This window comes from Pseudomonas sp. NPDC089406 (assembly GCF_044900265.1).
Taxonomy (GTDB): Bacteria; Pseudomonadota; Gammaproteobacteria; order Pseudomonadales; family Pseudomonadaceae; genus Aquipseudomonas; species Aquipseudomonas fakonensis.
Window position 1 is genome coordinate 68,880 of sequence record NZ_JBJDNC010000015.1, and the last position, 26,407, is coordinate 95,286.

General features: G+C 65.3%; 17 protein-coding genes and 1 riboswitch. Of the genes, 3 read left to right on the top strand and 14 right to left on the bottom strand.

What is annotated here, in order from left to right; all coding sequences use genetic code 11:
• Position 1: 1 nt before the first annotated feature.
• The 6 genes from ACI2KK_RS12920 to ACI2KK_RS12945 form a co-directional block, all read right to left on the bottom strand.
• Entirely contained in the window at positions 2–187 is a 186-nt protein-coding gene (locus ACI2KK_RS12920; protein WP_217839320.1) for a hypothetical protein, read from the bottom strand.
• 167 nt (positions 188–354) lie between these two features.
• Positions 355–1,917, bottom strand: coding sequence for an alkyl hydroperoxide reductase subunit F (gene ahpF, locus ACI2KK_RS12925; RefSeq protein ID WP_404669187.1), 1,563 nt, complete (start codon positions 1,915–1,917; stop codon positions 355–357).
• 125 nt (positions 1,918–2,042) lie between these two features.
• The gene (ahpC, locus tag ACI2KK_RS12930) at positions 2,043–2,606 is read right to left on the bottom strand and encodes an alkyl hydroperoxide reductase subunit C (RefSeq protein WP_004375926.1); all 564 of its coding nucleotides are present in this window, start codon (positions 2,604–2,606) and stop codon (positions 2,043–2,045) included.
• 313 nt (positions 2,607–2,919) lie between these two features.
• Complete coding sequence (gorA, locus tag ACI2KK_RS12935) at positions 2,920–4,275, bottom strand: glutathione-disulfide reductase (RefSeq protein WP_404669188.1); 1,356 nt, start codon at positions 4,273–4,275, stop codon at positions 2,920–2,922.
• A 247-nt stretch (positions 4,276–4,522) separates the two neighbouring features.
• Positions 4,523–5,362 carry a UTP--glucose-1-phosphate uridylyltransferase GalU gene (gene galU / locus ACI2KK_RS12940; RefSeq protein ID WP_404669189.1) on the bottom strand — a complete coding sequence of 280 codons (840 nt, stop codon included), beginning with the start codon at positions 5,360–5,362 and terminating at the stop codon, positions 4,523–4,525.
• Between the two features lie 48 nt (positions 5,363–5,410).
• The gene (locus ACI2KK_RS12945) at positions 5,411–6,772 is read right to left on the bottom strand and encodes a UDP-glucose dehydrogenase family protein (protein ID WP_404669190.1); all 1,362 of its coding nucleotides are present in this window, start codon (positions 6,770–6,772) and stop codon (positions 5,411–5,413) included.
• A 270-nt stretch (positions 6,773–7,042) separates the two neighbouring features.
• On the opposite strand from ACI2KK_RS12945, the gene dkgB reads away from it, so the two are divergent.
• From dkgB to ACI2KK_RS12960, 3 genes are all read left to right on the top strand, one after another.
• Positions 7,043–7,846: a 2,5-didehydrogluconate reductase DkgB gene (gene dkgB / locus ACI2KK_RS12950; RefSeq protein ID WP_404669191.1), complete on the top strand. Its 804-nt coding sequence runs from the start codon at positions 7,043–7,045 to the stop codon at positions 7,844–7,846.
• A gap of 204 nt (positions 7,847–8,050) precedes the next feature.
• Entirely contained in the window at positions 8,051–9,232 is a 1,182-nt protein-coding gene (locus ACI2KK_RS12955; protein ID WP_404669192.1) for an MFS transporter, read from the top strand.
• 216 nt (positions 9,233–9,448) lie between these two features.
• Positions 9,449–9,913, top strand: coding sequence for a DUF1348 family protein (locus ACI2KK_RS12960; RefSeq protein WP_404669193.1), 465 nt, complete (start codon positions 9,449–9,451; stop codon positions 9,911–9,913).
• Positions 9,914–10,126: 213 nt separating this feature from the next.
• On the opposite strand, the gene ACI2KK_RS12965 is transcribed toward ACI2KK_RS12960, so the two are convergent.
• The 8 genes from ACI2KK_RS12965 to ACI2KK_RS13000 all read right to left on the bottom strand — a co-directional run bounded on the left by ACI2KK_RS12965 (position 10,127) and on the right by ACI2KK_RS13000 (position 25,804).
• Positions 10,127–14,473 (bottom strand): NEL-type E3 ubiquitin ligase domain-containing protein, encoded by a 4,347-nt coding sequence (locus ACI2KK_RS12965; protein ID WP_404669194.1) that lies wholly within the window; start codon positions 14,471–14,473, stop codon positions 10,127–10,129.
• Between the two features lie 59 nt (positions 14,474–14,532).
• Positions 14,533–18,660, bottom strand: a complete 4,128-nt coding sequence (locus tag ACI2KK_RS12970; protein ID WP_404669195.1) for an NEL-type E3 ubiquitin ligase domain-containing protein — start codon at positions 18,658–18,660, stop codon at positions 14,533–14,535.
• Between the two features lie 74 nt (positions 18,661–18,734).
• Entirely contained in the window at positions 18,735–19,112 is a 378-nt protein-coding gene (crcB, locus tag ACI2KK_RS12975) for a fluoride efflux transporter CrcB (RefSeq protein WP_404669196.1), read from the bottom strand.
• A gap of 70 nt (positions 19,113–19,182) precedes the next feature.
• Positions 19,183–19,244, bottom strand: a riboswitch (Fluoride riboswitch).
• 135 nt (positions 19,245–19,379) lie between these two features.
• Positions 19,380–20,096: a molecular chaperone gene (locus tag ACI2KK_RS12980; protein ID WP_404669197.1), complete on the bottom strand. Its 717-nt coding sequence runs from the start codon at positions 20,094–20,096 to the stop codon at positions 19,380–19,382.
• A gap of 134 nt (positions 20,097–20,230) precedes the next feature.
• Complete coding sequence (locus ACI2KK_RS12985) at positions 20,231–20,884, bottom strand: hypothetical protein (protein WP_404669198.1); 654 nt, start codon at positions 20,882–20,884, stop codon at positions 20,231–20,233.
• 643 nt (positions 20,885–21,527) lie between these two features.
• Positions 21,528–24,041, bottom strand: a complete 2,514-nt coding sequence (locus ACI2KK_RS12990) for a CS1-pili formation C-terminal domain-containing protein (protein WP_404669199.1) — start codon at positions 24,039–24,041, stop codon at positions 21,528–21,530.
• A gap of 148 nt (positions 24,042–24,189) precedes the next feature.
• Positions 24,190–24,675: a CS1 type fimbrial major subunit gene (locus tag ACI2KK_RS12995; protein WP_404669200.1), complete on the bottom strand. Its 486-nt coding sequence runs from the start codon at positions 24,673–24,675 to the stop codon at positions 24,190–24,192.
• 400 nt (positions 24,676–25,075) lie between these two features.
• A complete protein-coding gene (locus tag ACI2KK_RS13000; RefSeq protein WP_404669201.1) occupies positions 25,076–25,804 on the bottom strand; it encodes a molecular chaperone in 729 nt (242 codons plus the stop codon).
• Positions 25,805–26,407: the final 603 nt, after the last annotated feature.

Here is a 26,407-nt window from a genome sequence, read left to right on the forward strand (position 1 = left end):
GTTACTCGCTGTCGGGGAAGTTGCGGCAGCTCTTGCGTTCGGCCAGCTCCCGCTCGCTGGGGCGCTGGTCGACGAACACGGTACGGCCGTCGGCGTAGATTTCCAGGTAGCCCCAGTGCAGGTCCTGCTCTTTCTGCCCGGGCTTGGGTGGCACGAGCCACCAGGGTTCGCGGCTGATCAGGGTCATGGGTGTGGCTCCCGAAGTGGATGCCGTAATCATAGACACCCTTCAGGTTGCGTTTCGCCAGTTCCAACGCATTCGCGGGCAAGCCCGCTCCCACAGGGATGTCACAGTTTTCAAAACCTGTGATGTACCTGTGGGAGCGGGCTTGCCCGCGAAGAGGCCAGCGAAAGTTACGCCGGCGCCGAAGTACGGATCAGGTGGTCGAACGCCGCCAGCGATGCCTTGGCCCCCTCACCCACCGCAATGACGATCTGCTTGTACGGCACCGTGGTCACGTCACCGGCGGCAAACACACCGGGGATGCTGGTCTGGCCCTTGGCGTCGACGATGATCTCGCCACGCGGGGACAGCTCGACGGTACCCTTGAGCCAGTCGGTGTTCGGCAGCAGGCCGATCTGCACGAAGATGCCTTCCAGCGCCAGGTCATGGACCTGCTCGGTGCTGCGGTCCTTGTAGCGCAGACCGGTGACCTTCTCGCCATTGCCCACCACCTCGGTGGTCAGCGCACTGGTGATCACCTTGACGTTCGGCAGGCTGTGCAGCTTGCGTTGCAGCACGGCGTCGGCACGCAGCTGGCTGTCGAACTCGATCAGGGTCACCTGGGCGACGATGCCGGCCAGGTCGATGGCCGCTTCAACGCCAGAGTTACCACCGCCGATCACTGCCACGCGCTTGCCCTTGAACAGCGGGCCGTCGCAGTGCGGGCAGTAGGCCACGCCGCGGGCACGGTACTCCTGCTCGCCGGGCACGTTCATTTCGCGCCAGCGGGCGCCGGTAGCGAGGATCACGGTCTTGGCCTTGAGCGAGGCACCGCCGGCCAGGCGCACTTCGTGCAAGCCGCCGTCGGTGGCCGGGATCAGCGCTTCGCCGCGCTGCAGGTTCATGATGTCGACGTCGTACTGCTTGACGTGCTCTTCCAGCGCCGTGGCCAGCTTCGGCCCTTCGGTTTCCTGCACCGAGATGAAGTTCTCGATGGCCAGGGTATCGAGCACCTGGCCGCCGAAACGCTCGGCGGCAACCCCGGTGCGGATGCCTTTGCGCGCGGCATAGATAGCTGCCGCAGCGCCGGCTGGGCCACCGCCGACCACCAGCACGTCGAAGGCGTCCTTGGCATTGATTTTCTCGGCCTGGCGGGCACCGGCATTGGTGTCGATCTTGCCGAGAATCTCTTCAAGGCCCATGCGGCCCTGGCCGAACACTTCGCCGTTCAGGTAAATGCTCGGCACCGCCATGACCTTGCGGCTTTCCACTTCGTCCTGGAACAGTGCACCGTCAATGGCCACGTGGCGCACGTTGGGGTTGAGCACGGCCATCAGGTTCAGCGCCTGGACCACGTCCGGGCAGTTCTGGCACGACAGCGAGAAGTAGGTTTCGAAGCTGAACTCGCCTTCCAGCGCCTGGATCTGCTCGATCACCTCACTACTGGCCTTGGACGGGTGGCCGCCGACTTGCAGCAGCGCCAGCACCAGGGAGGTGAATTCGTGACCCATGGGGATGCCGGCAAAGCGCAGGCTGATGTCAGCCCCTGGGCGGTTCAGCGAGAACGAAGGGCGACGGGCGTCGCTGCCGTCCGCGCTGAAGGTAATGAGGTTCGACAGGCCGGCAATTTCCACCAGCAGGTCGTGCAATTCGCGGGACTTCGCGCCGTCGTCGAGGGAAGCAACGATCTCGATCGGCTGGGTGACCCGCTCCAGGTAGGTTTTCAGTTGCGATTTAAGCGTGGCGTCCAACATACGGGCGATTCCTTTTTCAAAACTCGGATACAAAAACGCCCAGGCGAGGTCGCCCGGGCGTTTTTACGGGGCGGTAAGTGCTTCAGCTTTGGCGGCTGCTCACCGCCCGCGATTGACACATGACCTTAGATCTTGCCGACCAGGTCCAGGGAAGGAGCCAGGGTGGCTTCGCCTTCTTTCCACTTGGCCGGGCACACTTCGCCTGGGTGAGCGGCAACGTACTGGGCAGCTTTGACCTTGCGCAGCAGCTCGGCAGCATCGCGGCCTACACCACCGTCGTTCAGTTCGACGATCTTGATCTGGCCTTCCGGGTTGATCACGAAGGTACCGCGATCGGCCAGGCCGGCTTCTTCGATCAGCACGTCGAAGTTACGCGAGATGACGTGGGTCGGGTCACCGATCAGCGGGTACTGGATCTTGCCGATGGTGTCCGAGGTGTCGTGCCAGGCTTTGTGGGTGAAGTGGGTGTCGGTGGACACGCCGTAGATCTCGACGCCCAGCTTCTGGAACTCGGCGTAGTTGTCGGCCAGGTCGCCCAGTTCGGTCGGGCAGACGAAGGTGAAGTCGGCCGGGTAGAAGAACACGACGGACCACTTGCCTTTCAGGTCGGCTTCGCTGACCTGAACGAACTCGCCCTTGTGGTAGGCGGTGGCGTTGAACGGTTTGACCTGGCTGTTGATGATTGGCATGAGAGACGCTCCTTCATGGGGTTGGAATCAGTTGATGGAGTGAATCCTACCGACTGCTCCCGATAAAGGCTCATTGGCAAAGCTCATGCTGCTGATTGGTTTTGGCTATAAGGCGGGATTATTAATAGAAGGGATTGGGCTGAGCAAAGGATTGCGCGGGGAATAACTGTTTGTGGGGTAACGGCCTTTTTTCGCCTGTGCCGGCCTCATCGCCGGCAAGCCGGCTCCTACAGGTACAGCGCAGGTTTGAGGGCTACGCGATCCCTGTGGGAGCGGCTTCAGCCGCGAACACCGGCGAAGCCGGTGCCAGGCGCTAGCGGGTCACAGTCCGCATGGTCACGAACTCTTCGGCGGCAGTCGGGTGCACGCCGATGGTGTCGTCGAACTGCTGCTTGGTCGCCCCGGCCTTCAGCGCAATGCCCAGGCCCTGGACGATCTCGCCGGCATCCGGGCCGACCATGTGGCAGCCCAGTACCTTGTCGGTGTCGGCGTCCACCACCAGCTTCATCAGGGTCTTTTCCTGGATGTCGGTGAGGGTCAGTTTCATGGCGCGGAAGCGGCTTTCGAAGATCTGCACCTTGTGCCCGGCGGCCAGCGCCTGCTCTTCGCTCAAGCCAACAGTGCCGATCGGCGGCTGGCTGAACACCGCCGTGGGGATGTTCTGGTAGTCCACCGGGCGGTACTGCTCGGGCTTGAACAGGCGTCGGGCCACGGCCATGCCTTCGGCCAGGGCCACGGGGGTCAGTTGCACGCGGCCGATCACATCGCCGATGGCCAGAATCGACGGCGCGGTGGTCTGGTACTGCTCGTCCACGCGGATGTAGCCGCGCTCATCCAGCTCCACGCCGGTGTTCTCAAGGCCCAGGTTGTCCAGCATCGGCCGGCGGCCGGTGGCGTAGAACACGCAGTCGGCGACCAGCTCACGGCCATCCTTGAGGGTGGCCTTGAGGCTGCCGTCGGCGAGCTTGTCGATGCGCTGGATGTCGGCATTGAACTCAAGGTTCAGGCCGCGTTTTTCCAGCTCTTCTTTCAGGTGGGTGCGCACCGAGCCGTCGAAGCCGCGCAGGAACAGGTCGCCGCGGTACAGCAAGCTGGTGTCGGCGCCCAGGCCCTGGAAGATGCCGGCAAACTCCACGGCAATGTAACCACCACCGACCACCAGCACCCGGCGTGGCAGGTCTTTGAGGTAGAACGCCTCGTTGGAGGTGATCGCCAGCTCCTTGCCGGGGATGTCCGGCACCTGCGGCCAGCCGCCGGTGGCGATCAGGATGTTCGCTGCGCTGTAGCGCTGGCCCTCGACCTCCACCTCGTTGGCGCCGGTGATGCGCGCGTGGCCCTGCAGCAGGGTCACGCCGCTGTTGACCAGCAGGTTGCGGTAGATGCCGTTGAGGCGCTCGATCTCGCGGTTCTTGTTGGCGATCAGCGTGCCCCAGTCGAAGTGGCCCTCTTCGAGAGTCCAGCCGAAGCCTGCGGCCTGTTCCAGTTCATCGGCGACGTGGGCGCCATATACCAGAAGTTTTTTCGGTACGCAGCCGACGTTGACGCAGGTGCCCCCCAGGTAGCGGCTTTCGGCCACCGCCACCTTGGCGCCAAAGCCTGCGGCGAAGCGCGCCGCGCGAACACCGCCGGAACCGGCGCCAATCACGAACAGATCAAAATCGTAAGCCATGCAATGAGTCTCCTGGGCAGGCGCCCAGCATAGCGCCGTTGGCGCCTGCAAACAAAAAAGCCACCCCAGCAGATAGCCTTTCGCCAAAAAGCACTGGGGCCGCTTTGCGACCCTTCGCGGGTAAACCCGCTCCCACAGGTACAGCGCAGGCCGTGTGGGAGCGGGTTTACCCGCGAAGGGCTGCGCAGCAGCCCCAATGCAGCAAAAGCACTACCCCGAAAGGTGGCTTAAAACCAGTCAGTGCTTATCAGTAAGCCTTGCCAGCCTTGTAGAAGTGCTCGAAGCAGAAGTTGGTCGCCTCGATGTAGCCTTCGGCGCCACCGCAGTCAAAACGCTTGCCCTTGAACTTGTAGGCAATCACGTTGCCTTCGGCAGCCTGTTTCATCAGCGCGTCGGTGATCTGGATCTCGCCACCCTTGCCCGGCTCGGTCTGTTCGATCTTTTCGAAGATGTCCGGGGTGAGGATGTAGCGGCCGATGATCGCCAGGTTGGACGGGGCGTCTTCAGGTTTTGGTTTTTCGACCATGGAGTCGACACGGAAGATGCCGTCCTTGATCTCTTCGCCGGCAATGACGCCGTACTTGTTGGTTTCCTGCGGGTCGACTTCCTGGATGGCGACGATCGAGCAGCGGTACTTCTTGTACAGCGCGACCATTTGCGCCAGCACGCCGTCACCTTCGAGGTTGACGCACAGGTCGTCAGCCAGCACCACGGCGAACGGCTCGTCGCCGATCAGCGGGCGGCCGGTGAGGATGGCGTGGCCCAGGCCTTTCATTTCGGTCTGGCGGGTGTAGGAGAACGAGCACTCGTCCAGCAGGCGACGGATGCCGACCAGGTATTTTTCCTTGTCGGTGCCCTTGATCTGGGTTTCCAGCTCATAGCTGATGTCGAAGTGGTCTTCCAGGGCACGCTTGCCGCGGCCGGTGACGATGGAGATCTCGTTCAGGCCGGCGTCCAGTGCTTCTTCAACGCCATACTGGATCAGTGGCTTGTTGACCACCGGCAGCATTTCCTTGGGCATGGCTTTGGTAGCGGGCAGGAAGCGGGTGCCGTAACCGGCGGCCGGGAACAAGCATTTCTTGATCATATACGTCCTTAACGAAGGGCTTTGCGTACGAATTTCGGCGCAGTCTAATCAGGCGGCGGTCACCTTACAATGCCCCACCCTCGGCCGGCCGATGCCATGATAGAGATATCCCAGTGTAGTTAGTTCCGACGGATCGTAAATATTGCGCCCGTCGAACAGCACCGGCATGCGCATCAGGCCGCGTACGCGGCGAAAATCGGGCTGGCGGAACTGCTTCCATTCGGTCACCAGCACCAGTGCGTCGGCCCCCTCGACGCAGGCGTAGGGGTCCTCGCCCAGTTGCAGCTGGCCACTGGCAAGCGCCTGCGGGTAACGTGTTGCCACCCCCGCCCACGCCGCCGGGTCGCAGGCGCGCACCCGCACCCCGGCCGCCAGCAAGGCATCGAGCAGCACCAGGCTGGGCGCTTCGCGCAAATCGTCGGTGCCCGGCTTGAACGCCAGCCCCCACAGCGCCACCTGGCGCCCACGCATGAACCCGCCAAAATGCTGCTGCAAGGCCTGGAACAACAGGGTCTTCTGCTCGGCATTGCGCGCCTGTACCGCCTTGAGGATGCTCGGCTCGAAGCCCTGCTGCTCGGCGCAATGCACCAGCGCCCGCACATCCTTGGGGAAGCACGAGCCGCCGTAGCCGCAGCCTGCGTAGATGAAATGGCTGCCGATGCGCTTGTCGCTGCCGATGCCATGGCGCACCTGTTCGATGTCCACCCCCAGGTGAGCACACAGGCCGGCCAGTTCGTTGACGAAGGAGATCTTGGTGGCCAAAAAAGCATTGGCCGCGTACTTGGTGAACTCGGCGGCACGCGGGGTCATCAGCAGAATGCGCTCGCGGTTGCGCACGAACGGTGCATACAGCCGTTGCAGGCACTGCCCGGCCTGTTCGCTGTCGCGGCCGATGATGATCCGGTCAGGGCGCAGGAAGTCCTCGATGGCACTGCCCTCCTTGAGAAACTCGGGGTTGCTCGCCACCTCCACGGCAAAGCGCGCACCGCGCTCGCGCAGGCCGGCAGCAATGTGCCGGGCAACGCGCTCGGCGCTGCCCACCGGCACCGTCGACTTGTTCACCACCAGGCAGGCGCGCGGCAGATGGCGGCCCAGGCTGTCGGCCACCGCCAGCACATGCTGAAGGTCGGCCGACCCGTCCTCAAGGCTCGGCGTGCCGACGGCGATGAACACCACCTCGGCCTTGGCCAGGGCCGGGCGCCATTGGTCGGTGAACGACAGCTGGCCACTGTGCAGGCCCTCTTGCAACAGGGCTTGCAGGCCGGGTTCGTAGATCGGGCAGTGGCCCTCGCGCAACTGCGCCAGGCGCGCCTGGTCGCGTTCCAGGCAGACCACGCGGTTGCCCATTTCGGCAAAACAGGCCGCCGTGACCAACCCCACGTACCCTGCCCCGATCACACACAGTTCCATGGCCACGCTCCTGGCTAGATGTTGCGGCCATTGCAGCGGGCTGGCGTTGCAGCATGGTGACGGGTGTGGGGCAGGCAGATGACGGTACTCACGCCCATATGGGCATTGCCCCTTGTCGGATCACGGCCCGCAAGGCCATTGTTGATTTCAAGTCAAAGGACCTTGGCCTGCCGATGTCTTAATCCCGCCAGGCAAAAGCCGCACACTGCCGGCCATCCGCTGGAACACCGACCACACTGTCCCGGCACCTTCACTGATCAGGAGTTCCCCATGAGCATTCCACCCTTCGGCCTGGGCACCTTCCGCCTGACCGGCCAAGCTGTCATCGACTCGGTCAAGGCCGCGCTGGAACTGGGCTACCGCGTCATCGACACCGCGCAGATCTACAAGAACGAGGCCGAAGTCGGCCAGGCCATCGCCGAAAGCGGCGTACCGCGCAACGAGCTGTTCATCACCACCAAGATCTGGGTCGACAACTACGCCGCCGACAAGCTCATCCCCAGCCTGCGCGAAAGCCTGGCCAAGCTGCGTACCGAATCTGTCGACCTGCTGCTGATTCACTGGCCGGCCCCGGGCAACGGTGTCGAGTTGCGCGAATACATGGCCGCGCTGGCAGAGGCGAAAAAACTCGGCCTGACCCGCCAGATCGGCGTGTCCAACTTCAACATCGAGCTGACCCGCCAGGCCATCGAAGTGGTTGGCAAGGGCGAGATCGCCACCAACCAGGTCGAGCTCAGCCCCTACCTGCAAAACCGCAAGCTGGCGGCATTTCTGCAAGAACAAGGCATCACCGTGACCTCGTACATGACCCTGGCCTACGGCAAGGTGCTCAAGGACCCGGTTTTGGCCGAGATCGCTGCCAAGCACAAGGCCACTGTCGCCCAGGTGGCGTTGGCCTGGGCCTTGCAACTGGGTTATGCGGTGATTCCGTCGTCGACCCAGCGCGAGAACCTGGCCAGCAACCTGCTTGCCCAAAGCCTGCGCCTGGATGCCGAGGACATGGCACGTATCGAGGGGCTGGAGCGCAATGGCCGTGAAGTCAGCCCGGACGGCCTGGCGCCGGCCTGGGACTGACCTCTCGCAAGGCACCACGATCTCTGTGTAGGAGCGGCCTCGTGTCGCGAATGGGCTGCGCAGCAGCCCCAGAATATCGGCACCATGCAAGATCGCCGGGGCTGCTGCGCAGCCCTTTCGCGACACAAGGCCGCTCCTACAAAGGCCCTGCGGTGTTGCACGACCGCCCTCACCTTTCATGACATTTGCATCGCGGAGTTCCCGATGAGCACGCTTTCCCCCAAACGGGTCCTGTTCGCCCTGGCCATCGGCGCCTTCGGCATCGGCACCACCGAATTCACCCCCATGGGCCTGTTGCCGGTGATCGCCGAAGGCGTCGATGCCAGCATCCCCAGCGCCGGCATGCTGATCACCGCCTACGCCATCGGCGTGATGGTCGGCGCACCGATCATGACCTTGCTGTTCAGCCGCTTCGGCAAACGGGCCGCGCTGATGATGCTGATGGGCATCTTTACCGTCGGCAACCTGCTCTCGGCCCTGGCACCGGACTACTACACCCTGCTGGCCTCGCGCCTGATCACCAGCCTCAACCACGGCGCCTTCTTCGGCCTGGGCGCGGTGGTGGCGGCCAGCGTGGTGCCCAAAGACAAACAGGCCAGCGCCGTGGCCACCATGTTCATGGGCCTGACCATCGCCAACATCGGCGGCGTGCCAGCGGCCACCTGGCTGGGCCAGCAGGTAGGCTGGCGCATGGCGTTTGCCGGCACTGCGGTGCTCGGCCTACTGGCCATCGCCGCGCTGTGGCTGGCCCTGCCCAAGGGTGAACGCGGCCAGGTGCCCCATGTGCGCAAGGAACTGGCGGTAATCGCCCGCCCCAGCGTACTGCTGGCCATGGCCACCACGGTGCTGGGTGCCGGCGCCATGTTCACCCTGTACACCTACGTTGCCCCGGTGCTGGCCGAACTGACCGGCGCCTCCGATGCCTTCATCACCCTGGGCCTGGTATTAATCGGGGTCGGCTTCACCCTGGGCAACAGCCTGGGCGGCAAGCTGGCGGACTGGTCGTTGGATGGTGCAGCGCGGATCTTCCTCGGCGCGCTGGCGGTGATCATGCTGCTGATGCCGCTGGTACTGGGCAGCCATATCGGCGCGGCCATCGCCCTGCTGGTGTGGGGCATGTTCACCTTCGCCGTGGTACCGCCGCTGCAGATGCGGGTGATGACCGCTGCCATCGAAGCGCCTGGGCTGGCCTCGTCGATCAACGTCGGTGCGTTCAACCTGGGCAATGCCCTGGGCGCGGCGCTGGGTGGTGCGGTGATCAGCCTGGACCTGGGCTATGGCGCAGTGCCGATGGCCGGTGGCGTGCTGGCGGCGGCCGGGCTGCTGCTGGTGTGGCTGGGCGGGCGTGGCAAGGTGGCCAAACAGGCGGTCGGCAGCGCGCTGTAGCAGCATTCGCGCCCCCTGTAGGAGCCGGCTTGCCGGCGATAGGGCCTGCAGCCCGAGCACATCGATGCAGGCCCGGCCTCATCGCCGGCAAGCCGGCTCCTACAGGGGGCCATCATTTCGCCCGGCGAAACTATCAAGTGCCGCCAAGGGGCATTCCCCCTCCCGTGCCGCAGGGCTACGCTTCACCGGGCCAACACAGCCCAGAGGAGCCCGCCCATGTCCCGCCCACCGCTGCCCCCCTTCACCCGCGAAACCGCCATCGAGAAAGTACGCCTGGCCGAAGACGGCTGGAACAGCCGCGACCCGGCCAAGGTAGCCCTGGCCTACACCCTCGATACCCGCTGGCGCAACCGCGTGGACTTCTGCCGCAACCGCGACGAAGCCCAGGCGTTTCTGGTGCGCAAGTGGAACCGCGAACACGACTACCGCCTGATCAAGGAACTGTGGGCCTTTGCCGGCAACCGCATCGCCGTGCGCTACGCCTACGAATACCGCGACGACAGCGGCCAGTGGTACCGCGCCTATGGTAACGAGAACTGGGAGTTCGCCGAGGACGGCCTGATGCGCGAGCGCCATGCCAGCATCAACGAAATGCCCATCAGCGAAGCCGAGCGAAAGTTCCGCTGGCCGCTGGGCCGCCGGCCCGACGATCACCCCGGGTTGAGCGAATTCGGCTTCTGACTCGCAGGATATTACTGGTGCAGGCTGCAACGGCCTGATGCATATGCCAGCGATGTTGCCCGTGAGGGCCCTATCGCTGGCAAGCCAGCTCCTACAGGGGCCGCGTCGGCCTGGCGGCGGTGATAACCCTGTAGGAGCCGGCTTGCCGGCGATGAGGCCGGTACAGGCAGCGCACCGCAGCCCTCCCATCGCGACTCATGGTCGTAGCCTCCTCTACAACGGATAACGCACGAACGCCTCATCGGTGAGCGTTGCGATCAGCGCCGTGCGTGCGGCCTCGCGGGCCGCGCCGATCTCGTCGACTTTTTTCAGGTAGTCGCCTTCGGCAAGGCTGCCAACGCTGGCCTCAAGCGCTTCGAGCTGCTCATGAAAAGGCTGGTCGCAGGCTTCGAAACGCTCGGCATACGCCTGTTTAAGATAGGCCTGCCAGAACGGCCGCTGTGCCAGCGACTGCCCCTGGCGAACACCACGTTCGGCCATCAACACCTGGCCACGCACCCGCAGCAAGCGCGCCCCGGACAACTCCGCGACTCCGCCGTAGCGCATGCTCCCCGGCTGCCCCGGCAAGCCGAGGGTGGCGGCCAGGCGCACGCGGTACGCCAGGCGCACCTCGATCTCGTCCACATCATCCCCGTCGTCCAGACGCGCCTGGATATCCTCGGTGGCCGCCAGGTCCACCTCATCGAGCCGAAACAGCGCGCGCCCCAGGCGCATCAGCTCCGCTTCCGCCGCCAGGCCGCTCAGCCCTGCGGTGCGCAGGTGCACCCAGGACTGCACCTCCAGCTGGCTGAACACTAAAGCCACGCTATCGCTGCAGGAGGTCGGTTCGCCGGCCAGCTCGAACAGGCGCTCACGCAGCTCGGTGTTCTGCTCGCAGGCCTCGATCACCTCCCACACACGTCGCCCAAGCTCTTTGGGCTGACGTTGGTATTCCCCGGTATCGTGCAGATCGGCCAACAGCCGAAAAAAGTCCTCCGAACCGGGCTCTTCGCTCAACGCGTTCCATAGCAATCGGCGCCCCAGGCGCTGGTCGGCCTCAAGCATCGCCAACCAGGCATCCCGGCGCGCGTCGCCGAACGCCTCATGCTTTGCCAGGCTGCGCGGACGGTCCTCTGCGCCACCCTCAAAGCTGCGCCAGCGCGCGTCGCTGACGGCATCCAGCGGATTGTCGTGCAGGTGAATACGCGCCAACAGGCGAGCCGGCTGCGTGTAGTAGGCCGAACTCAAGTGGGTGATACGGTTATCGCGCAAGTCGGCGAACTCAAGGTTGGCCTGCTGGGTCAACCCCTGGGGCACCTCGCTGAGCCCGGTGCCGCGCAAACTCACCTGGCGCAGGTAACGCAGGCCCGTCAGGCGTGGCGCTGTCACCAGGGAATTGCGGCTCAGGTTCAGGCGCCGCAACTGGGTCAGGCCGGCCAGCAGGCGGTTGCCCTGGGTATCGAGCACGATCTGGTTGTCGGCCAGTACCAGGCTGCGCAACTGGGGCAACTGGCCAAGGGCCGGGGGCACCTCGCGTAGCTGGTTGCCGCTCAGGTCCAGGTGCTGCAGGCGGCTGAAGCGGCCGATGAAGTCCGGGTCCAGTTCGGTCAGGCCAAGCCCGCGCAGGGTCAGGTGGGTGACATTGTCGAACCGCAGCGGCGCCTTGACAGGCGGCAAAGCCCCCACCACCTCACCCTCGATGCGCAGGTGCACGTCGGCGCTTGCCGAGCGCACCGACTGCGCCCGCCAACCGGCAAGCAACTGCCCGGCCACCCGCACCCGGCTGCGCTGCAGGCCCTCCCCGGCGGCGTGCTGCCAGGCCTGCAGGCTGCTCTTCAAGGTGGTCAACTGCTGCTGCAACACGCTCAGGTGGCTCCAGATATTGACCTGTTCCTGGATGCGCTCGCGCACGAACAGGCGGGCCTGGTCGTCGCTGAAGGTCGGGTAGATGCGCTTGAGCACATGGTAGGCCGAACGCAGCCCGTGCTGGCTGCGGCCACTGAGCGGGTAACCCAGGCGTCCGTCGCCCAGGCGCACTGGCGGGCGGATATTGCCCCCGACCGGTACCAGGCCGATGAGCCGCGCCACCGCCTCACGGTCCCCCACCGCACGTGCCATGAGTGCATCGGCCCACTGCTGGCCGGTAAGGTCTGGCAGCCCCAGGCCCAGGCGTTGCGCCAGATCCATGTGCAGCAGCAATGCCTGGGCCAGGCTGTCGTTCGGCTTCGCCAGCGCCAGGGCTTTACCCTGTGCATCCAGCGCCTGGTAGCCATCGCTGCCCTTGACGATGCGGCGCACATCCGTGGCACTGGCGGCGCCCTGCGAGGCCAGCAGGGTACCGTCCGCGTTTACGTCACGTACCTCGACGCGCACGGCATCGGCCCACGGCGCCAACTCGTCGCTCAAGGCCAGGGCGAGCCGGCAGGTGTCAGGGTTACCCGCCGCGTGTTGGCGCAGCCCGGCAAGGGCACGGTCCACGCGGCTGTCGCGCAATGCCCAGCGGGCGCTTTCGGCCAATGCCAGCGGCACCCGGCGGGTCGCCAGCAGGCGGTTGCGCAGCTCGCTGCTGGCCTGGCTGGCGATCTCCTCGGCACAGCGCACCGTCAACCCCGGGAAGTCACGCAGCAACAGCTGCCCTGCCGCCGTCGCGGGTGGCTGCAAGGCGGCCAGCTGTTGCGTGAAAGTTGCCGCGTCCAGGCTTGGCGATGCGCCATGCAGCCGGTGGCGTTCAATGGCATCGAGCAAACGCGCAGGCGCCGGGGCCTGTTCCAGGTGCAGGTGGCGCAGGCGCTCCTCATCAAAGCCTGTGGCCTCGGCCACTGCAACGGCGCTGGCGTCGTCAACCGCGGCCAGCTCAGGCCCCAGGCGGCGCATCAACTGCCCGGCCCCTTGCCAGTGCTGCGGGCTCTCCAGTGTGTGCCGCCAGCCACCGGCACCGTTGCCCAACAGCTGCGGGCGGTAGGCGTCTTGGCGGCCGGGGTGTTCGATGTGCCATACATCGCCAGTGCCCTCACGGCTGACCCGATAGCGCCCGTCTTGCACACGCAAGCGCCCTGCTTCAAGGGTATCGAGTGCCCCCTGCTCTTCAGGCAACCGATACCCCGTCAAGCGTGGATCGCACAGGCGCATCTGCCCGCCCTTTGCTTCAACCGGCACCAGTTCATCCACAAAGCCGACACGCTCAAGCACCTTGCCCGCCGCCTTCACCCCCACATGCAGGGCGGCCATGGCTGCCACATTGGCGGCAACGGCGAACACATGCCCCAGGGCGCCTTCGCGGTCACCCAGCGTCCAGTCTTCATAGCCTTCGTACAGCTCATGGGTGAGCTGCAGCGCAGCGACCCCGAGCATCGCCAGGCCGAGGCCCGGCACAAACAGCCCGGCCAGGTTGAGCAGGTCCAGGCCGAGGTCGAGGTAACCTTGCAGGCGCGCCTCGCGGTCCGTGCTGTCGACCTGCGCGGTGGGCACCGCCAGCACCCGTGCATCGCCGAGGATCTTGTCGACCTGGGCCTTGCGCAACTGCACGAACAGGTCACCGCTGATCGCTTCGCTGCGGCCATCCAGCACGACCGCGGTATCACCGGGCTCAGCCAGCAGCCCAGCCAGCACACGGCTGAAATCTGCCCGGTCCGCCTCGCCGATGAAACGCTCGAAGAACGCGGCGTAGCCGGCCTTGCGAAAACGCTTGCCCAGCCCCTGGTAAAAGCGCTCCCAGGACGCATGCTGGCCCAGCTCCAAGTGAGGGTCGCCGGGGAACCAGGCGATCAACCCCTGCACACGGGCGTCCGGCTTGTTGCTCTGACGCACCTCGAACACCACCGGCCCCACCACGGCCTTGCCCAGCAGGCGCAAGGTGAACGGCTTGAGCACCGCCGTACCTGCGGGCACCGTGGCCCCCGTGGCGACCAACGCCAGCAACTGCCGGTAACCCTGCTCGTCCAGGTCACCGGTGAGGCGGGCCAGGCGCGCACGTGCCTCCAGGTTGCCGCGCAGGGCCGCTGCCAGCTGCTGGTTCAGTGCATCGAGCTTCACCGGGTCGTCCGGGGCGAAGTGCCCTTGCAGATAAGCCTGGTAGCGGCCACCGATATTCGTTTCACGGCAAACCTTGGTGAACAGCTCGTAGGTCAGCGATTGCCGATGACCTTCGCTATCGACGAAGGTCATCGGCACGCCGCTGGCATCCAGAACCCGGCATTGCCCGATGCATGCCTCGTCCGCCTCGAAATTGTGCAGGGCGCATGCCAGCAGGCTGCGCCGCGTCTGTCGGCGTATGGCGGGGTTGTTCACGGTCGGCGAAAGCGGTGGGCTGACTTCCCACCATTTGCGTTCGAGCACCGAGTTGCGCACATCCAGGCCCGGCCCGACCGCTTGCAGGGCCTTGTGCAACGCGTCCCGCGCATAGTCATCGAGGGGCGTTACCTCGCCCAGCAAGGTGCTCAGCGTGTGCTGGGCTCGTTGCTGCTCGAGCAACGCCTGGTGCAGGGCGCTGCGGTGATCGTCGCTGGCGTTCGTCAACCAGGCGGGCAGACGGTGGGCGATCAACCCGTCGATGGAATCGGGCGCGATGGAGGGGATGGTCATGGTGTGCGGCCTCGGTCATGGAAAACCGCAGCACACCACGACCCGCCGTCCTGGCTGCGCTACATATGGCTTGCGTGCCGGGCGAAGGCCTCTTCGCTGAGGGTTCGCAGCAACCCTGCCTGGGCCGCCGTGCGGGCCTGGGCAATGGCCTCGCCAGCCTGCAGGTAGGCGTGGTCCTGAAGGTTGGCGGCGCTGTCATACAGCGCATCCAACTGCGCGTGATAGGGAAGGTCCAGGCGTTCGAAGCGCTCGGCATACCGCTCGCGCAGGTAAGCCTGCCAGTAATCACGCCCCGGCAGCGAGGCCACCAGCGCCTGCGGCGTCTCGGCTGCCAGCACCGCCCGGCGGGCGGCGTCGACATGGGCCTGGGTCACCCCGCTGGCATGGGCGTAACGCATGCTTGCGGGCTGGTCGGGCAAGCCCAGCCGCGTAGCCAGGTTGACCCGGTAGGCCAGGAACACCTCCACGTCGTCCGGTTGGCTGAACTGCCCGGGCGCACCGGCCTGGGCGGCGCGCCAGGCTTGCTCGGCCTGCCGGTAATGCTCACTGGCCAGGCGCTGCACCTGGTCCAGACGAAACTCCGCGCGCGCCTCGAGCAGCAATTCGCGCTCCAATGCAAGGCCAGACAGCCCGGCTGTGCGGCGGATCACCCGGGTACGCGACTCGAGGGCACTGAACACCAACAACAGGCGGTCGGCGCAACTGCCCGGCCCGGCCGCCTGCTGGAACACGGCATCGCGGATCTGCTCGTTCTGCTCGCAGCATTCGATGACCTGCCAGACCCGGTCGCGCCAGGCGCCCGGTGCCTGGCGAAACTCCGCCGACTGACCGAGGTCGCCAAGAAAACGAAAGAAATCCTCGCCTCCCGGCGCCTGGCGCAGGCTCTGCCAGCTGGCCATTCTTGCGCCACGGCGCCTGTCGAGCACGGCGCCAAGTAAGTGCTCGAGGGTGGTGCTGTCGTCTTCGACATGCTCGCGGCTGGCAGCACCTTGGCCATCCGGCAGGGCTGCGGCCAAGCGCTCGGCGCTGTCCTGGTCCAGCGGGTTGTCATGCAAGGCCAGGCGTTGCAGGCGCTGCTGGGGTTCGGCAAGCAACGGTGGGGTGAGGTGCTGGATACGGTTGCCGCGCAGGTCGGCGCTTTCCAGCAAGGGTGGATGCAACACATCTGCCGGCACCTCGGTCAACCCGCAAACCCGCAGGTTGAACTGGCGCAAGCGGCGCAGGCGGCTGAAGTCCGGGCGCTGCCCCAACGGGTTGAAGCCAAGGTCAAGGCGCTGCAGGGCACTCAACCGGTCAAGCCGCCCCTGGCCTGCGCCATCCAGCACGATACGGTTGTCACCCAGGCGCAAGTCCTGCAGCTGGGTGAGGTGCTCCAGGCCTTCGGGAAAACGGCTCAGCCGGTTGTGCCGCAGGTTGAGTACCCGCAGGTTGGGGAAATGCCGGAAGAACTCGGGGTTGATCGCCTCCAGCGCCATGTCGCGCAAGGTCAGTTCGGTGATGTGGTTGAACTGCAGGCCGGCAGGCAATGACGGCAGGCTGCCGACCCGCGTGCCATCCAGCGAAAGACGATGCTCGAAGTCGCCGAGGTGGCCAGGCTTGCGCCGCCAGCAGCGGCGAATGATCTTGCGCGCCCGTTGCCGGCCGAGCAGGCGGGAGAAGCCGACGGGTTCCCCACCCCATTGGCTCAAGGCTGCGTCCAGGGCGGTAAGCTGGGCCTGCAGGCCACGAACATGCTCCCACAGCCCGACGCCTTGTTCGCGCAGGCCATTCAGGTAAGCCTCCAGCTGAGCCTCGGCCAGGGTCGGATACACCTGCCGCAGCCCGCGCAACAGCGCTTGCTGGCTGCCCTGGCCACGCCCGCTCAACGGGTAGCCCAGGCGGCCATCGCCCAACCGTACTGGCGGGCGAATACCTGCACCGACCGGTGCCAGGCCAATGGCCCGGGCGGCCTGTTCGCGCTGCTCGCCAGCCCGCCCGGCCAGCGCCTCGACCAGGGTGTCGGCAGTGGGCTGCCCAAGCAGCGCCTGATGCTCGGTCGAGAGCCCGTGCACGAGCGCCTGGCCGAGGCTGTCGGTGGTGTTCGAACCCGGTAACCGCTGGCCTTGGCCATCGACACAGGCATACCCCTGGCCAGTGCGCACAACCCATTGAGCCTGCGCGGCCTGTTCGTCCCCTGCCCTGGCTAGCACCCGCCCCTGGGCACTGCCCTCGCGAAGCTCGAGGCTGGCGCCTTCAGGCCAGGGGGCCAGGCCTTCGAGCATGGCCAGGGCCAGGCGCTCGCTGTCTTCACCGAGCGGCCCGCTATCGTACAAACCGGTACAGGCGCGGTTCAGGCGCCCGTCGCGCAGCAGCCAGCGCGCCCGCTCCGCCAGCGCCAGCGGCACCCGCTGCTGCTCCAGCAAGGTGCTGCGCTGTACATCGGTGGCCTGGGCGACGACCTCCTGGGCACCGCGTCGGGTCAAGCCAGGGAAGTCGCGCAGCATCACTTGCACGCTAGCGTCTGGCTCGGGCCCTTGTTCCCGCAACAGGGCCAACAAGGCCTCTGGCCCGAGCATGGGCTGAGCCTGGCGCAGCTCAAGGTGCGCCAGGGCATCTTCCAGCAAGGCAGGCGCCGGGGCCTGTTCCTGCAACAACCGGCGTACCTGGTCCTGCGAGTAGCCTGTGCTTTGCAGCACACGCGTCGCCTGCACATCGTCGACCTCAGACCACGCCCCGCCCAACCCACGCAGCAACTGGCCGGCGCCTTGCCACTCGGCCGGGGTCGGGCGCTGGGCCAACCTGAGTGCACCGGCCTCGCCGACGCACGGCGTCAAGCCATCGACAAAGGCCCGACGTGGCAACCATTTGCCCGCCACCCCGGCAACGCCCGCCATTACCACCCCACTGGCAACCACCCCGGCAACATCGAAGGCATGCCCGAGCGCTGCCTCGCGGTCACCCAGCTGCCAGTCTGCATAGCCTTCGTAGATATCCCCGACCACCTGGGCGGCAGTCACCCCCAGCAGCACCAGGCCCAGCGCCGGCACCAGCAGCGAGGCCAGGCCGAGCAGGGTCTGGCCGGCCTCGTAGTAGCCGCGCAGCCGCGCGTCGCGGGCAGCCCGGTCTTCATCATCGGTGGGTACCGCCAGCACCCGGGCGTCATCCAGCAGCTTGTCGGCATGGGCCTTGGCCAGGTGGGCGAACAGCTCCCCTTCGACAGCGACATGCCGCCCGTCCAGCTCGACTGGTGTCGCAACTGGCGCCTCTGCCAGCAAGCGCTGCAGCCGGCGACGCAAGTCGACCCGATCTCGCTCGTGCACAAAGCGCTGGAAGAACGCCTGGTAGCCCTTGTCCGCCAGGCGGCCGGCAAATGCGGTGTAGAGCGCGGGCCAGGACGGGTGCCAGTTGAATGGGCTGAGCGGGTCGTCGGGGATCCATGTCAGCACACCGTCCGGCGTGCCGTCGACCAGCACCTCAAGCGTGATCACACCGATAACCGGCTTGCCGAGCAGGCGTATGTCGTGGGGCAGCAAGGTGATGCGCTTGTCGCTTTTTGCGCCGCTCTCGAACAGCAGGCCCACACGCTGGAAGGCTGTGTCACGCAGCGAACCACGCAGGTGCTCAAGGTGCGCGGCCGCCTCAAGATTGGCCCGGTAGGCCTTTGCCAATTGCTGCTCGAAGCCGCCACCCGGCCTCAATAGCGATTGCAGATAGCCCTGGTATTGGCCGCCCAGATCCAGCGTGCGGCACAGCTCGACGAAGCCCGCCGGGCTCAGCGCAATACGCGCACCCTGTTCATCGTACAGCGCACTCTGCGCAGAGAACGCCTCGCCAGGCATGAAGTTGTGCAGCGCGCCGGCCAGCAGGTGCTGGTCCGCCACAAGGCGCTCGACACGCGTGATGGGGCCGCCCGGGTAGGCCGGCGGGTGCGGCAGCACGGCCACCTTGCGCAAGCGGCTGCGGCGCACGTCGAGCTGGCGCCCGGTGGCCTTGTGTAACGCCTCTGCCAGCAGTGGCGCGGCAAATGCGTCCAGTGGCGTAACCGCCTCAAGCACCTGGCCAAGCTCAGCCTGGGCCTGCTGTTGGGCAAGCAGTGCCGCCTGCAGCGAAGCGCGTCGCTCAGCGCTTGCGCCCACTAGCCAGGCTGGCAGTTGCCGGGCGATGAAATGGTCGATGGAGGTTTGCGGGAAGGCCGTGAGGGTCGCCATGGCAGGCTCCTGTCTGTATGCGGGAGCGCCAGTCAAGCGGGCCACGGCCCTGGCCAGGTGGTAGTTACTGCTGCTCAGCCCAGCCAGCGCACCAGGGCGAACCCGGCGAAGGTCATCAACAGCGAGCCAAGCACATGGGCCAGCACCGTGGCCATGGCCCAGCCGGCACGCCCGTGCATCAGCATCGACAGCACCTCGGCAGAAAAGGTCGAGAAGGTGGTCAAACCACCGCAAAAGCCGGTGGTGATCAGCAGGCGCCAGGCCGGGTCAAGGTTGGGAAAGCGCAGAAAGAACGCCATCGCCGCGCCAATCACCAGGCCACCGATCAGGTTGACCAGCAAGGTGCCCAGCGGCATGCCGGCAAACAGGCTGTTCAAGCGTAGGCCCAGCAACCAGCGCAACACGCAGCCGGCGCTGCCGCCGACTACTACAGAAAGCAAGGAAAGGTACATCGACAAGCTCCACAAAGGTCCGAAAGGCCCCCAGGGAGAGACAGGCAAGCGCCTGCGCGCCCTCGATGGGGGTTGCGCAGGCATCATCAGCACTAAGGCGGTTCAAGGAGGAATGCCATCTCCTGGCGAGCGATGCTACGTGGCCCCAGGGGGCTCGGCAATATTCAGATGCAAATATCTGGCGCAGGGGGGCGTTTATCACCAGCGCCATGTGCATGAACCGCCCTGCATGATAAGCACCCGATGTACCGCCCGGCCACCCGTGCCTCAACCTTTGAAGTCATAGCGCTTGCGTTTGTCACCTTCACGCAAGTCAAAACTGTAGGTGCGCCCCGCCACCTTGCGAAACTCGCGCACCTGGCCAGGGCGCACATGGTAGATGCTGGTGTCAGCGCACTGCAGGCCCTTGCTGTCACAGTCCTTGAACGCCTCCAGCACCAGCGAGGCATTGCCGCGGTTGGTCACCCGAAACGCACCGGGCAGCTCATCCACTACGCTTGCGTAACGTGGGTTGTGCGGCTGCACCAGCAGCACCGTACCGAAGCCCTTGAGCAGGTGCACACCGGCCGCCAGCGCCTCACGGTAGGCGGCGGCGTGCTCCTTGCTCAGGGCAAAGTCGTTGTCGTCCTCCGGCACCACCGGCAGAAAGCGCACGCGAAAGTAACGCTCTTCGTCGCGGGCGCCGCGAAACAACAGGCGAACGTTCTGCGAGCCGGCCGCCGGCACGATCAGCCGTGATGGCGTCACCACCAGCGCACGGCCGGCGCTGTCCGGGTTGTCCAGGGGCTCCTCGCGCGCAGCGCCATCGGCGCCGTAGCGGATTTCAGCCACATCGACCCGGACGAAGGCGGTGCTGCTGCCGACGTTGCGCACCTTCTTCAGCAGCGTGCTCTGCCCGGCCCCCAGGTAATCGTGGAAGGTGCCGATGTTGATTTCCGGGGCGGCCTGGGCATGCCAGGCCGGCAACAGGAGAAGTACAGCCAAAAGCCAGCGCTCAAGCATTGTCAGCCCCCCTTGCGAAGCTCAGGCTCCATCGTGTCAGGTGCCCCGAACGGCTGGCGGCAACTGCAATGCTAGCCGGGGCCTTCAGGCCGTCAAATGGCGCCGGCCGGCGCGCCCTACAGCTCGGCATCGAACACCACCGTGACATTGCCACGGTAGGTATCCCCAGGGTTCTTGACCATCTCGGCCACCACCCCGGGGGCGGTGGCGAAATGCAGCGCGCCGGGCTGGTTGAGCACCGGGTTGACGCTTTCCAGCACCAGGGGTAGCCCGCGCCCGCTGGGCACCGGGGTGCGGCGCACCGGCATGCCGCCCTGCTGCATGCCACCTGGCAGCGTCACCAGCACGTCCAGCGGCACCGTATGGCCGGTGCGCGTGTTGCGAATGCCGCAGCGGTTGGCCATCGCGTACTCGCAGTCTGCATAGATCGACAGGGGCCCGGACGACCAGATGCGAAACGGCAGGTCGCGCTCGAGCACGCTTGGTGGCGGCCCGCCACTCAACCAGCGCAGCCAGCCGCCGCGCGGCTCCAAGCGGACCTGGTCGGAGTTGGCCGGGAATTCCAGTATGAGGGGGTGCAGCACTTCGAGTTCGAAGTTCAGGGTGACAGTGGAGGTGTTCAGCGCCGAGACATTGTTGCCCAGCCCAATTTCACCGTTCTCGCCCACGCTGTAGGTCAGGCTGCCACGGTAGGTGCCCGAACGCATGGCCAGGGGGTCGGGGGTTTCCAGGATGTAGCCGACGGAGAACTCCCTGACAGTGACCTCCAATGCCGTGCCATCGACAGGCCCGGCATCAGAGGTCGAATGGCAGGGCTGAGGTGACTGCGGATTAGTGACATTCCAAAGGCCGGTGGCCCACGGAGCAGCATAGCCCAAGGCTACAATGTAGGTACATCCTCCTCTTACGAAAGATGTAAACATGGGGGTGGAGTAACCATTTTGCCCGCCACCCACACGAGCGCTGAACTTCGACATCGAAAATGCCAGCTCATGTACGTCACCACTGGCCGAACTCACCTGAACCGTCCGAGGCCCTGGCAAGCTGACCCAGTAGCGGTCGCGGATATCAGGCGCGTTTCTTATTGTGGTTTTGTTGTATGTAATCCCCAAACCTACCGAATGGTTGTTCCCCGTACATTCAGGCCTGCTGGACCATTGCCCACAAAACCCACCCAACGGCGTCGTATTCTCAAACCGCGTATTGGTCAACGACGGAATGTACTTGGCAGTAATCGTCACGTTGGAGGCCAAGGCTGTCTGCGCCAGGCCGATCAAGCCCAGGCCCAGCAACGCGCGGCGGGCCATGATCAGGAGGTTCATCATCAGGTCTCCCTGGGTGTCTGTGTGAATACCTGGCCAACCCTTTCGACGATAGTCAGCCAGTGCAATGAAGGCGAAAGCAGGCACCGGTTCAAACCCCCGGCGCCTGGTTGCGCTCGGTGGCTGCCAGGCCGCCCGGGGTGCAGGTCAGGTCGCCGACCAGCAGCACATTGTCCTCGCGGGCATGGCGCTGCTTGTCCAGGTGCAGGAAGCATTGCTGGTTGCCGTGCTGGCGCACCTCCAGGGTTGGCGTCGACTCGCTCATCTCCACCGCGAAGAAACCGTCCGCCTCGCTGACGCTGCGGCTGGCATGGTTGATCACCATGGCCCCGCGCAGCGGCTCGCCACGGCTGTCGAGCAGGCGCCCGACCACGGTCACCGTGCGCATGATGCGGATCTTCTGGTACGCCACCCCGCCCTTGTTCAGGTGGTAACCGGCGGTTTGCGGCTGCACCACCGCGGCCGGGGCGTCGTTGGCGTTGAAGTCGAACTGCAGGTTGCCGGCCTGGTAGGCCGTGACCGGGACCAGGTTGCGCCCGGGCTTGAGGCCGCTGGCGTAGCCGCGGTTGTCATAGGCTTGCAGCTCGAGGTTGGCGTAGTCGGTTTCCACATCCACCACCATCGCGGCCTCGTGGCTGAGGCTGCCGCCGGCCAGGGCCACGGCGCCGCCGCCCACCGCCAGGGTGTTGTCCAGGTTCAGCCCGCCACTGAGCTCGCCGTTGTACGAGGAGCTTTGCAGGTAGGCGTTACCCGACAACAGGCGGCTGTCGAGATCGGCGCTGGCGCCGAGGCCGACGCCAAAGCTGTCGGCGTTGAGCGTGCCGGTGACGCTGCGCACGCCGCCGCGCTCGACCTGCTGCTGGTAGCTCAGCGAGGCGTTGTGTTCGCGGCTGCCGTCGCGGCCGGTACGGCTGCCCAGGCTGCCGTACACGCGGCTGCCGTCACCGCCGAGGGCCATGGTCAGGCTCACGTCCACGCCGCGGTTGCGCGCGCCGCCGCTGCTGGCATTGCCGGGGCGGTCGAAGGCCGAGAAACGCCAGGTCGCGTCCGAGCCCAGCAGCAGGCTGCGGCGTACCCAGGACAGGTCGAGCGCCGCACCGGCCAGCGCGCCGCTGTTGTGGCTTACACGCAGGTTGGCGGTGTTCTTGTCGTCGAGCCGCTGCTGCACGCTGAACGCGGTCTGCTGCGTCTCGCGGGTTTCGCGGGTCTCGCGCCGGGTTTGCCCGGCCCCACTGTACGCCGTGACGTCCTGCCAGGCGCGGCTGTGGCTGAACACCAGGCTGCCGCTGGCATACTGATGCACACTTTGCAGCTCGAAGCCGGTGCCGTGCTGGTCGGCGTGGTACAGGTTGCCGTACAGCTTGAGCTTGTCGGTCAGGTCCCAGTCCAGCGAGGTGCCGTATTGCATGCCCTGGTTGATGTGCTCGGCAGAAAGCCCCAGCACCGCACGCGGGTGCAGCAGGTAGTTGGCGATCACGCCGGCGCTCAACTGCTTGTCCTGGGTGCTGTCCCAGTTGCTCAGCAGCTCGCCGCTCTGGCCCAGGTAGGCGTTGTAGCGCCAACGCTGGTCGGTGTTAGCCCAGTTGCGCGGCTTGTAGATGAACGCCTCGCTGCTCGAGGTGACCTGGCCGTCTTCGATCAGGCGCACCTCCACGGCATAGATGCCACCCGGCAGGCTGCGGGTGTCGAGGGTCTGCAAACCGGGCTGCACCGCCTGGCTGTAGATCAGCGACCCCTCGCGGTACAGCTCGACCACGGCCGGGCGGTTGGGCGTGACATAGATCGGCGTGCTGCTGGCCTGGCCATCGTTGATCGCCAGGCTGTCGCTAGTGCCGAACATCAGCCCCAGGGTGCCGGCAGGCCGGCTACCAAGGCTGCGCGGCTGCAGGTTGAGGCCCTGGGTGCTGGGGGTGAAGTAGCCGAGGCGGTAGAAACGGTCCTCGACCACCCGATCGGCATGCAGGCCGCTGAGCCGGTGGCGATCGGTTTCGACGCCGTTGCCACGGCTGCGGTCGAACTGCGCGCGCGCGGTGGTGGTCCACTGGCCGATACTGCCCAGCCCTTCGGCAATATAAGTGCCGTAGAGGTCCTGCTCGCTGCCGGCCAGGTTGAGCTGGTTGCGCAGCAGCAAGCCATGGCTGCCAGCCTCGGGTAAGGCATGGAAACGCGCACTCGCGCCATCCTGCTCGGCACTGCGGGTCAGAATCGACAACTGCGAATTACCCAGGCTGTAGTGCATGGCCAGCAACTCGTGCGGGCACTGCTGCAGGCAGGCGCCCAGCGGGCGCGGCTCGCTGAGGAAGTCCTGCCAGCGCTGCAGGGTGTGCGCAGGGGCATCGCCAATGCTGGTATCGGTGAACTCGAGCAACTGCACGCGCTCGTCGCGGCTCAGCAGCAGCAGCGCTTCGCCCAGCGGGCGGCCATCGAGCTCGATGCGTACCGCCAGGGGTACATCGAAGAAATGCTCACGAAACCCCGCCGGCAAGCCTTCGGCCTGGCTCAACAGGCCGAGCGAGCCCTGCTCTTGCGCCGAGCCGAAGCTCGGGCCTGCAAGGCAGGCAAGCGCCAGGGCAAGTAGAGGTTTGCGAAGGCTGGGCAATTTCATGAGTATTTCTCAAGCAATAAGCCTCCCTGGCCGCGCCAGGTCATGGGCGACTGAAAACGGAGGGGAGGTATTGAGCGGAGTAAAACGAGAGACTGCGCAGCCGAGGGGCGTACCCCTCGGCTGCTGTCAAATCAACGCGATGAGGGGATCACGGGCCAACAGTAGGCACCGGGGTTTCGAAGGTCATGTTGACTGTACCCTGGTAGTTGCCTGCAGCGTAGCCATTAGTACCGGCAGCCACCGCCTCGATCTTGAACGGCATGAAGGTGCGGTTCTTCGCATCGTCCTCACTGAGGATTTCGGCGTTGACGGTGGACAGGGTGACGTTGTTCACGCTTACGGTCAGGCCGATGCTGTCGCTACCGCTGGTCATGATGGGGGCGCTGTCCAGGCGTGCCTGGATGGCACCCGCGGTGCTGCGGGCGACCATGCGCTGACCGTCGAACGGCCTCAGCGCGCCGGTTACCGCGTTGTACACCAGCTCTTGCGGCTGGGTCATCCAGGTGCCGTCTTGCTCGACATAGAACTCTGCAGTCGGGATGTTGGCGAAGACGTCCACCGACTTGCTGACGGTCTGGTTGGCGAAGGCGCTGCCGGCGGCCAGCATGGCGAAGGGGATAACGAGGTATTTCATTGGACTGTTCCTGTTGGGGTTGCACGAAGAGTTACCGATTGGCAGTGCAAGCCGCAGTGCATGCTGCGCCCTGTTCGAGCCATTTCGTGCGCCCATTATTAGGGAATCATTTCCCACCTCATGTAGGACTACCCCGCACTATCTGTAGGAATTTTCTACACCATCCATTGCCTCGCCACACGCAGCCAACGAGCGCCTTTTGAAGTGCCGCAGAGGGTACCCGGGCCAGGCACGCAACAGGGGCAGTATGAGGTCAAGGTAAAACGGCGGGAGGTGCAAGCAAGCGGGCAAGCGACAGGCCTGAGGCCGCCTGGGTAGCCCCGGGCTTTGACGAACACGCAAAAAAGGGCTGGTACCGCCGATTCGACGGTACCAGCCCCGGTGTTTCGGTTTGCCGGCTTCAGAACTCGTAGCGTTTGCTGTGGCTACCGCCGACCACGTCAAAACTGTAATGGCGCTGCGCGGTCTTTTCGAAGCTGCGCACCGCACCCGGCAGCATCGTGTGAACGACCGGCGCCTTGCAGTCGGTGCCCTTGCCTTCGCATACCCTGAAACGGTCGAGCTGAACCGTACTGTTGCCGGTGTTGCGCACCACGATCTGGCCTGCTTTCTCCTGCACATCGACTTCAAAGCGCGGCTGCTGCGGCCGCACATACAGCAGCGAGCCGTACCCCGCCATTACCTGTACCCCTGCCGATAGCGACGCCTTGTAGTCCTCGCCGTCGCGCTCGCTCACAGCGAAGCCGTCACCGCTTTGCGGCATCACCGGGTTGAAGCGCAAACGGTAGTAGCGCTCCTGCTCGCGCTCGCCACGATACAGCAGGCGTACCGCCTGCATGCCGCCGGCCGGTACGATCAAACGTGCCGGGCTGACGATCAGCCCACGCTGGGCAACGGCCTGGTTGTCCATGGGCACTTCCTGGTAGCTGCCATCGGCAGCGCGCACCAGCTCCCAGACACTGACCTTGACGAAGGCGGTGGAGGTGCCGGAGTTGTAGATGCGCTTGACCTGGGTCGCGCTGGGCGCATCGAGGAAGTCGCTGAATGCGCCGATGTTGATACGCGGCGCCGCATGGGCGACCCAGGGTTGCAGCAGCAATGCCGCCGCAAGAATCAGAAAATTCTTCATAGGGGTTCATCTCTTCGAATAACGAGCATTGGCGCCTGAGAGGCCGGCAACCATGGAAAAACGTGCGAATGAAGAGAATTATCCCGAGCCTTCGATGGTCGGCCTGTAGGAAGCAACGCAACGCTATGTGGGAATTTTCTGAAATGATGCCGCGTTGCAGTCAGCACATGCCAGGCAGAGCGCCACTACCCCTCGCAGACATGCGGGTCTGCAGCATGCCAAATGCACTGGCACATGGCGGCACGCTGAAAACGACGGCGCCCGGCCGGTGCAGTGGCGGCCACAGGAGCGCTGCGGCGGCCTGCTCGAGCGGGTGCCCGGCCCGGCGAAAGGTTAAAAATCAGGCAAAAAAAAAGAGGCCTTTAAGGCCTCTTTTTTTGATCCCGGCGACGCACCGAGGATCGAATTTGGAGCGGGAAACGAGACTCGCATCGGGCCTGCGAGCCGTTGAAAAATCAGCGTTTTCAGCCATCCCCGAAACAGGGATAGCCTTAATTCTGGACTCATTTTGCCAAGCTTTCAACGGGCGCGCACATAGTGATCGCGTCGCGGCTCAACGAGCTGGTTCGACCCAGTGAGCCAACTGCTTCGTTCTCGATGAGA